Annotated in this window: 8 protein-coding genes; 4 read left to right on the top strand and 4 right to left on the bottom strand. The window is 69.4% G+C overall.

Going from position 1 to position 8548, the window contains the following annotated elements; genetic code table 11:
• Positions 1–255: 255 nt before the first annotated feature.
• The 3 genes from VN520_RS36250 to VN520_RS36240 all read right to left on the bottom strand — a co-directional run bounded on the left by VN520_RS36250 (position 256) and on the right by VN520_RS36240 (position 3293).
• Positions 256–1428, bottom strand: coding sequence for an acyl-CoA dehydrogenase family protein (locus tag VN520_RS36250; RefSeq protein WP_325751207.1), 1173 nt, complete (start codon positions 1426–1428; stop codon positions 256–258).
• Positions 1429–1454: 26 nt separating this feature from the next.
• Positions 1455–2303 (bottom strand): alpha/beta hydrolase, encoded by an 849-nt coding sequence (locus VN520_RS36245; RefSeq protein WP_325751206.1) that lies wholly within the window; start codon positions 2301–2303, stop codon positions 1455–1457.
• Positions 2304–2387: 84 nt separating this feature from the next.
• A complete protein-coding gene (locus VN520_RS36240) occupies positions 2388–3293 on the bottom strand; it encodes a VOC family protein (protein WP_325751205.1) in 906 nt (301 codons plus the stop codon).
• A 308-nt stretch (positions 3294–3601) separates the two neighbouring features.
• Between VN520_RS36240 and VN520_RS36235 the strand changes: the two genes are divergently transcribed.
• Together VN520_RS36235 and VN520_RS36230 are read left to right on the top strand one after the other, a co-directional pair.
• A complete protein-coding gene (locus VN520_RS36235) occupies positions 3602–4771 on the top strand; it encodes a hypothetical protein (protein WP_325751204.1) in 1170 nt (389 codons plus the stop codon).
• Between the two features lie 49 nt (positions 4772–4820).
• On the top strand, positions 4821–5804 hold the full coding sequence (locus tag VN520_RS36230) for an alpha/beta hydrolase (protein WP_325751203.1): 984 nt from the start codon (positions 4821–4823) through the stop codon (positions 5802–5804).
• Between the two features lie 41 nt (positions 5805–5845).
• Here VN520_RS36230 and VN520_RS36225 read toward each other — a convergent pair whose 3' ends face one another.
• Positions 5846–7114, bottom strand: coding sequence for a TetR/AcrR family transcriptional regulator (locus tag VN520_RS36225; protein WP_325751202.1), 1269 nt, complete (start codon positions 7112–7114; stop codon positions 5846–5848).
• Positions 7115–7392: 278 nt separating this feature from the next.
• Here VN520_RS36225 and VN520_RS36220 point away from each other — a divergent pair, with 278 nt between their 5' ends.
• Both VN520_RS36220 and VN520_RS36215 read left to right on the top strand, forming a co-directional pair.
• Positions 7393–8061, top strand: coding sequence for a TetR/AcrR family transcriptional regulator (locus VN520_RS36220; RefSeq protein ID WP_325751201.1), 669 nt, complete (start codon positions 7393–7395; stop codon positions 8059–8061).
• Between the two features lie 151 nt (positions 8062–8212).
• Positions 8213–8338 (top strand): hypothetical protein, encoded by a 126-nt coding sequence (locus VN520_RS36215; protein WP_325751200.1) that lies wholly within the window; start codon positions 8213–8215, stop codon positions 8336–8338.
• The last annotated feature ends 210 nt before the right edge of the window (positions 8339–8548 follow it).

Genomic DNA, 8548 nt, shown 5'->3' with positions numbered 1-8548 from the left:
CACTCCGTTCGAGCAGGACCGCACCGGACAGCAGGTCGGCCCCTGACAGGGGTGGCGACCGCCGACCAGCACGGTGACGGTCAGCGACCACCGGGCGGCTCACACACTCACCCCGTGGCCGGTCGACGGCGCTGCGGAGCCTTCAGGTGCTCAGGGCGTCCCGTGCGGGAAGAGAGCTCGCGCCACCCACGGGGCAGGGCGGGCGGCGCGAGTGGCGGGCGTCCGGAGTGGGAAGCCCGCATCGAGCCGTGGACGTCAGTGGAAGACGCCCGGTGCCACCGGCTCGCCGAACAGGTCCGCGCCGAAGCCGGTATGGACGGGCGGGGCCACGTTGCAGATGTGGTTCATGGCGGCGTGGGCGTCGCGCCAGAACATCTGCTGCGGTTGGCTGCGGTGCAGAGAGCCGCCGCCGGCGTGCATGAACAGGCGGTCGACGGCGTCCACCGAACGCCGGGAGGCCCGCACCTGGTTGCGGCGGGCGGTGATCCGCTGGGAGACGTCCATCGGCCGGCCCGCCAGCACCTGCTCGTGGTACTTGGCGATGTCGGCCAGGAAGTGCACCCGGCTCGCCTCGATGTCCGCCCACGCCTCACCGAGCAGGTTGAGCTGGTGCGGGTCGCCGGAGATGCGGGCGCCGGAGAAGGAGATGCGCTTGCGGGTGTACTCCACGGACGCCCTGAGGGCTCCCTGGGTGATGCCGAGGGTGGCGGCCGCGATGACGCCGCCGAACATGGTGCCGAACGGCAGCGAGTACATGGCGTTGTCCGGGCGGTTGGTCCGGGCGAGGTCGCCGGTCATGACGAGGCTCTGTTCGATCACCCGGTGTGCGGGGATGAACGCGTCCTTGACGGTGACGTCCTTGCTGCCGGTACCACGCAGGCCGACCGTGTCCCAGGTGCCCTCGACGATCTCGTACTGGTCGCGCTTGACGAGGAAGTGCCGGATGTCCGGTGGACCGCTGATCTCACCGTTCGCGTCGGTGACCATGCCGCCCAGGAACGCCCACTCGCAGTGGTCCGTGCCGGAGGAGAAGGGCCAGCGGCCGGAGAAGAGGTACCCGCCCTCTACGGGCTTGGCCCGGCCGAACGGCGCGTACGGCGAGGAGATCCACGCCTCGGGGTTCTCCCCCCAGATCTCCTCCTGCGCCTTGGGGTCGGCGCCGCCCAGCTCGAAGGCGTGGATGCTCATCAGGCCGCCGACCCAGCCGGCGGAGGCGGAGTTCTGCGCGAGCTCCATGACCGCTTCGAAGAACTCCACGGGGTCCGTCTCCAGCCCGCCGTACTGCTTGGGCTGCAGCATACGGTCCAGGCCGGTCTCACGGATCTTCACCACGGTGTGGTCGGGCAGCTTGCCGAGGTCCTCGGCCTCCTGCGCGTGGTCCCGGAAGTAGGCCGCATTGTCGGCGATGCGTTCGATGACTTTGCTCATGATCGACTTCCTTGTCGAATGGGTGGTCAGCTGTGGGCGACGAAGTCGGCGACCAGGCGGTTGAACTCGGCGGCGTGCTCCAACTGGGCCCAGTGGCCGCAGCGGTTGAGCAGAACCAGCCGGGAGTCGGGGATCAGCGAGACCAGTTCGAGGCTGGACTCGAAGTGGACGACGCGGTCGTCGCGGCCGTGGATGAGGAGGGTGGGCGCGGCGATGCCCATCAGCTCCTCGGGGGTGGCCCACCGCGTGATGGGGGTACGGCCCTCGGCCACGCCCTCCATGAAGTGCTTGAGGTGCTGCGGGTTGGCCTGCGCGCCGTCGGCGCGCTGCTTGATCAGTTCCTCGGAGGCGAAGTCGGAACCGTAGGTCATCACGTCGACCAGCTTCGCCATGGTCTCCACCGACGGGTCGGCGTAGCCCTTGAAGAGAATCTTCATCCCTTCCGAAGGGCCGCCGCCCGCGGTGAACAGGCCGGGACGCGGCTTGGAGGCGGGACCCATGGTGATCAGGTGAGAGACGCGGTCCTTGTGGAGGGCCGCGGTGGCCAGGGAGACCACCCCGCCCATCGAGTTTCCGACCAGCGCGGCCTTCTCGATGCCGAGCTCGTCCAGCAGGCGGATGACGGTTCCGGGGTGGTCTCGCTCGGACATCGGCACGGCCTCGGAGCCACCCCAGCCGGGCAGGTCCACGGCCAGCACACGGAAACGCTCCGCGAGGTGGTCGATGTTGGGTGCGAAGTTGCCCCAGGCGGTGGCGCCGGGGCCGGAGCCGTGCAGCAGCACGATCGGGTGGCCCTCGCCCGCATCGTGGAAGTGGATCCTTCCGTCCTGGGTGCGGATCTCGCGGCTCGTGGCCTCGTGGGAGAGGGAACTCATGGTGCGGTGACTCCTTGTACGTTCGCAGGAGGTCGGGACGTGCGGGTGGCGTGCCGACCGCGGTGGGCTCGCTCGGCCCCGGGATCAGGCGCCGGCGGGGGGTTCGGCACTGAGGATGAGGCCCGGCCCGGCGTCGGGCGCCTGGTCGCGGTGGTGACCCCAGATGCTCATCCGGTCGAACGTCTTCGGCTCCCACAGGTCGTCCACCTGCAGACCGCCGTATCCGTACTCGATGTGGAACGCCGACGGCGACTCCAGGTAGAACGACGTCATCAGGTCGTTGACATGTCGGCCCAGCGTCATCGTGATCGGCACCCCGCGCCGCTCGCACTCGTCCAGTGCGAGACCGACGTCGTCCAGCGAGTCGACCTCCAGCATCAGGTGCTGGAAACCGACCACACCAGGGGCCTCGGCCACCGCGAGGGAGTGGTGACGGCCGTTGATGTGGTAGAAGCGCGCGTTCAGCGGCCCCTGAATGATGCGGTCGGAGAGCTTGAAGCCCATGACCTCGCTGTAGAACTCGTCCGCCTGCTTGATGTCCGGGACCATGAACACCACATGGCCCATGCCCTGTTCACCGGTCTTGAAGCCCGACATCGCCCGGCCCGGGCGGAACGAGGACTGGACGATCAGCCGACCCCAGCTCAGCTCCTGCCGGATCCCGAAGGGGTCCTCGAACCACAGCAGGCCCGCTGTCGCCCGCTCCGCACACAGCTCGGCGTCACCGTCGTGGACCACGATGCCCGTGGCCGCGACCTTCTTCGCGATCTCTCGCGCCTCCGCCTCGCCCACCACGCTCCAGCCCACGTAGTCGACGCCGTCACGCTCACCGGGGTGCAGGGCGAGACGCCACTGCGCCTCATCCATCTTGAACCGCAGCCCGCCGCCCGGGCCGGCTGCCATGTCCAGCCCCAGAACCTCCGGGCCGAACGACCTCCACTCCTCGATCGCCGGAGTGGTGACACCGAGGTACGCCAATGACCTGATCATGCTGCCTCCTGAGGAGCACCGACATGAACGATGATTCTAGAACCATCGTTCTAGGTTTAATGCAACCTAGACGGGAATCGCTGCGACGGCAAGAGGCGCGCGGGAAGAATCGCGGACGCCCCACTCAGACCGGGCTGCACAGAACATTGAAATGTTTATTCCAGAGGTGAAGCGGTCGATCGGCGTAACTGCCCGTGGCTGGATCGTCCACGCGTGATGTATTGACATCTTCCTGGAACGGTTCTTACAGTCCTCGCTACATCGTCCGTGGACGGTCGGCGCTGCGGAGACCGGGTGAAGGGCGAGACATGCACAAGGCGATACGCGTCATCCATGAGCACGCGGACGTACTCCGCGAGGAGCACGCCAAGTGTGACGAGCTGGGTCACCTGACCGACCGGACTGTCGGGATCCTCAAGCTCTCCGGCGGTTTCCGGCTGCTGCTGTCCAAGGACGCCGGCGGCTACGCCGAGGACCCTCGGGTGTTCGCGGAATGGGTGCGTACGGTCGCCCGCTACAACCCGTCGGCCGGCTGGGTCGCGGGGGTCTGCGGCGTCCACCCGTGGGAGATCTCGGTCGCCGACCCGAAGGTGCGCCAGGAGGTCTACGGGGACGGCCCGGACACGGTCACCGCCTCGCCCTACGCACCGGTCGGCAAGCTGGTCCCGTCGGACGGCGGGTTCCTCTTCTCGACCGAGGTCGTCTACTCCACCGGCTGCGACGTCTCCGAGTGGTTCGTCCTGGCCGGCATGGTGGTCGGCCAGGACGGTGCCCCGGCGACTCCTCCGCGCCCGGTGCACGTCGTCCTTCCGCGTGAGGAGGTCGAGATCGTGCCGGACTCATGGAACGTGATGGGCCTCAAGGGCACCGGCAGCAAGCGGGTGCGGGTGCCCGGCGTGTTCGTCCCCGCCCACCGCACCCTGGAGCAGGGCCGTCTGATGGCCGGAGGCTACTGGGACGCCCAGCCGGACGAGCCGCTGTATCGCATCCCGTTCGTCGCCGTCTTCGGCCCATCGATCGCACACGCCCTGTGCGGCATCTTCCGCGGCTTCCTCGACCAGTTCACCGACTACCTCAAGGACCGTCGCGCCACCTTCGGCAGCACGGCGAAGAACGACCCGCACCAGCAGCGCGCGCTGGTCCACGCCGAGTCGGAACTCGAGGCCACCATCGCCCATCTGGACAAGCTGTGGGGTGAGATGTGGGACAAGGCGGTTGCCGGAGAGGAGATCACCGTGAAGGACCGGGTCACCCTGGCTGCCCATCAGAAGGTCGGCTGCGCCCGGGTGATGGGCGCGCTCGAACTGATCTGGCGGCACGCCGGCTCCGCCTCCCGCTGGACCCATCTCCCGATGGAGCGCTACTACCGCGACATGCAGGTCGGCGGCAGCCACTTCGGCTCGGACCCCACCACTGTCTACGAGCCTTTCACCGAGCTGGCCCTCAACCCGGACGCGCAACCCGTCGGCATGTTCTGAGCATGCTGCCGGCCCACCCTCATCCGCACGAGCTGAAAGGGAATGTCCTATGGCGCTCACCGACGAGCACCTCGTAGCCGAACCGGGTCTGGCCAGCCGCTGGGTCCAACTACCGACCGGCGCCCGGGTCCATTACTCCACCGCGGGCGACCACGGCCCCAGCGTCATCCTGCTGCACGGCGGGATCATGGGCGGGTCCGGGGCCGGTGGGTGGCGGCTCCTCGCTCCGTACCTGGGCGAGCGCGGATTCCGCGTGTTCTGCCCCGACTTCCCCGGCTTCGGTCTCACCCGCGACCCGTACGACCGCTACACCTACGGCTGGGGCGGCTTCGTCGACTTCCTCCGGGACTTCGCGGACGCCCTGTGCCTGGACACCTTCCACCTCGGCGGGAACTCCATGGGCTGCGTGAACACGGCGTACTTCCTGGTGTCCCACCCCGAGCGGGTGACGAGCTACTTCATGATCGCCGGTCGGATCGGCGACCTGGTCACCAACGGGCAGATGCAGGCTGCCGACCCGCGGCCGGCCAAGGCGTACCAGGGGCCACCGCCGTTCGACGGCACCGAAGAATCCATGCGCAAGATGCTCAGCAGGATCGTCCTCGACGAGGACAAGATCGACCCCGATGTCGTCAGGATGCGCACCTACTCCGCCAACCTGCAGAAGGAGACGTACGACCGGGTCTCCCCATGGATCTTCGGTTCGCTCAGCGGCCGGGACCACGACGCCAACAGCGCTGCCCGCCTGTCCACCAAGGGCCGCCTCGACAAGCTGGATGTCCCGGGGATCTACCTGTTCGGCAGGGACGACCCCAACGAGTCGGTCGCGGTGGGGCACCTGCAGGAGGACGCGCTGCCCCGCACGCAGTTCTTCTACGTCCCGGGTGCCGGCCATCAGGCGCAGACCGACCAGCCCGGGATCGTGAACCAGGTGATCCACCAGTTCTTCGCCAACGGTGAGATCTCGGCCGAGGCCGCGAAGCATGCCGGGGTCTCCGACCGGCGGCCCCCGCTGGAGATCGTGGCGCAGTGATCACGAGCGGGCGGGCCGGGCGCAGGAGGCCCGGCCCGACGTCACCGCCGGGCGGCCAGGGCCTCCAGAAGGGCGACGGTCAGCCGCACATGCCGATGCGGAACCGCGTCGGTGCGGGCGATCACCAACTGCGTGAACGTCTCATCCATCAGCGCGTGGATCCACAACGCGAAGTCCTCGGTCCGTAGTTCCGCGTCGGGCCCCCCGGCGCACGCCATCACCTGCAGCCACCGGGCCGTCCGTTCACGGACGCTCTCACGGATCGCGCGGTACAGCGTGTACCCGGCGGGTGGCCGGCCGGGTTCCTCGTCCAGGGTGAGCTGCAGACCGGCGAGCACGAAGTCCGGGGCGGCGAGGTTCGCCAGGAGATAGCGCTCGAAGCCCTCGTCCAGGTACGCGGGCCAGGACGCCGGGTCGGCCAGCGGCAGACAGGCGGGCACGGTGGAGTACCAGCCGTCGGCGGCCCGGCCGATGGCTTGCCGCACCAGGTCCTCCTTGTTGTCGCACACCCAGTACACCGAGCTCGTGCTGACCTCGGCGCGGCGGGTGATCCGGGCGATGGTGGCTCCGCGATATCCCTCCTCGGCCAGCACCGCCAGGGTCGCCGCGAGGATCCGCTCACGGCTGCCCGTCACGTCCTCCGCCGGGCGCGGCGCGGACCGGGCGACAGGCGTCGGCCCGGCGGCCGCAAACGCCTCGGGGTCCGCGGCCAGTCTGCCGGCCAGCCCTGCCAGGGCGTGCCCACATTCCCCGGCCGCGACGCGAGTCGGGAAACCGGCGTCGGCCCGGCGGGCGATCAGCAGGGCACCCACCGCGGACATGGTCAGCCTGGCCAGGGCCACCGCTGTGTCACCGTCGAGTTCCGGCTCGACGACGCTCCACCAGGAAGCAACCTCCTCACCGGTCCGTTCCCGCATCTCGGCCACTCGCCGGGCCATGGTGCCGCCCTGCCTGGGCAGGGACATCTGCAGGCCGATGCGCCAGAAGTCGGCCCGCTCGGAGAAGTCGTCGGTCAGATGCCGCAACAGCGCGAAGGCGGCCTCGCCCGGGTCCCCCACCGGCGGGGCCAGGGGAAACTTGCGCCGTATCCACTCCAGCGTGCCGTGCCCGACCGCTTCCAGGACGACATCGTCCTTGTCCCGGAAGAACCAGTACACCGAGCTGGCCTTCACCCCCGCCGCCTCGGTGATCCGCTTCATGTCAACGGCGTGGCGGCCCTCCTCGGCCAGCAGCGCGAAGGTGGCGTCGAGAATGCGCTCCCGCGCGCCCGGTGCCCCGGACCGCTGTTCCTTACCCACTGCCCGCCGCATCCGTTCGGTGTGTGATCATCTTGTCGCACGTCGCGCGAGCCATGATAGGCGCGCCACGCGAGATCGCCGGCGGCCTCGGACGGCACGCGGACCTCACCGGCGGTCGACCGCTCGGCCGCGTGGACTTCGGAGCCCCGATGACGGCCCCGGCGCGGGTCTTCATCCCCGACGTACGCCGAAGGACCCGATCCCCCTTCGCGCGGCACGGTCCCATCCTGGGATCAGCCCTCCGGAGTGCGGGTGTCACGCAGGAGCCGAGCACCGTGATAACAAGAAGCGTGCAGAAGAAGACAGCAACCGCGGGCCGGGCCCAGCGCACCGAGGAATCACGCAGGCGCATCCTGGAAGCCACTCTGGAGCTGGCCGCGGAGCAGGGCTACGAGGGCACCGCGATCGCCCAGGTCGCCAAGCGCTCCGGACTGCCGGTCGGCTCCGTGTACTGGCACTTCGAGAACAAGGACAAGCTGTTCGCCGCGCTGCTCCAGCACAGCCTGGACGAATGGGAGGGCCGGCAGGACTGGCTCTTCCGCCCGGAGGAGTCACCGTCACGCCAGCTGGAGAAGATGATCTCCGGTCGCACCTTCGAAGCCATGGAGCCCACCAGTTTCTGGCGGCTGGGGCTCCTGCTCGCCCTGGAACGCCGGCTGAGCGAATCGGCGGCGCGCCAGATGTTCCTCGACATCCGGCAGGGCCGCCTGGATCTGATCTCCGACTGGTGGCAACAGATCCTCCCGCCCGAGGTGACGTCCGACGACCCCGCTTTCCCCGCCCGGTTGGCGCAGTTCACCATGGCCGGTGCCGACGGGCTCTACGTGTCGGTGAGCGCCGGGGAGGACTGGGACGCGACCGCACTGACCGGAATGCTGCTCGACTCGATCTGGCACCTGGTGCGACAGGCGGCTCTTCGCGCCGGGGTGCCGTACGACCCGGAGCTCGCAGAGAACTGAGACGACGGTTCTCGCCGGACCGTCCGAGGCCGAACAACGAAACGGGTCACACGCTCCATGACCGCCGCCCACCACGGACGCGCCGGCGGACCGGCCTGCTGACACACCGGGAAGGCTCACGGTCGTCGCGGGGGCATCGCCATGAATCGCCATGAGCGGATCTCTGTGGGGGCCGGTGCCCGTGCCCACCCATGCCCCCTTCTCCCACGGCACCGGCCCGGACCGTCATCGACGGCTGCAGGGCGGCCTCGCCGGACCTTCCTTCGGCACCGCCTGAGCCGATCCGCAGGAGGAAGGGGGCGGCCCCCGCACCGCCCGGGTCCGTCCGCGCACAGCGCCGCGGACGGTCGCCGCCGGTCAGTGACCCCGGCGTGCCAGCGTCGACCCCAGCGCCGTCGCCGCCGCGCGCACCGCGTTGGCATGGGACTCCGGACGGAAGCGGCCCACCGGGCCCGTGACGCTGATGGCCGCCACCGCCGTCCGCCCG

Origin of the sequence: Streptomyces sp. (assembly GCF_035563135.1) — a bacterium.
In the GTDB taxonomy this organism is placed as follows: domain Bacteria; phylum Actinomycetota; class Actinomycetes; order Streptomycetales; family Streptomycetaceae; genus Streptomyces.
Note: the sequence above shows the minus strand (reverse complement) of the source record. Positions and strands in the feature narration are given on the sequence as shown.

Excerpts from the sequence above, each read along its gene's own strand:
- VN520_RS36250 (WP_325751207.1), bottom strand. The coding sequence starts at position 1,428 with ATGAGCAAAGTCATCGAACGCATCGCCGACAATGCGGCCTACTTCCGG.
- VN520_RS36225 (WP_325751202.1), bottom strand. The coding sequence starts at position 7,114 with ATGCGGCGGGCAGTGGGTAAGGAACAGCGGTCCGGGGCACCGGGCGCG.
- VN520_RS36235 (WP_325751204.1), top strand. The coding sequence starts at position 3,602 with ATGCACAAGGCGATACGCGTCATCCATGAGCACGCGGACGTACTCCGC.
- VN520_RS36215 (WP_325751200.1), top strand. The coding sequence starts at position 8,213 with ATGAGCGGATCTCTGTGGGGGCCGGTGCCCGTGCCCACCCATGCCCCC.
- VN520_RS36245 (WP_325751206.1), bottom strand. The coding sequence starts at position 2,303 with ATGAGTTCCCTCTCCCACGAGGCCACGAGCCGCGAGATCCGCACCCAG.
- VN520_RS36230 (WP_325751203.1), top strand. The coding sequence starts at position 4,821 with ATGGCGCTCACCGACGAGCACCTCGTAGCCGAACCGGGTCTGGCCAGC.
- VN520_RS36240 (WP_325751205.1), bottom strand. The coding sequence starts at position 3,293 with ATGATCAGGTCATTGGCGTACCTCGGTGTCACCACTCCGGCGATCGAG.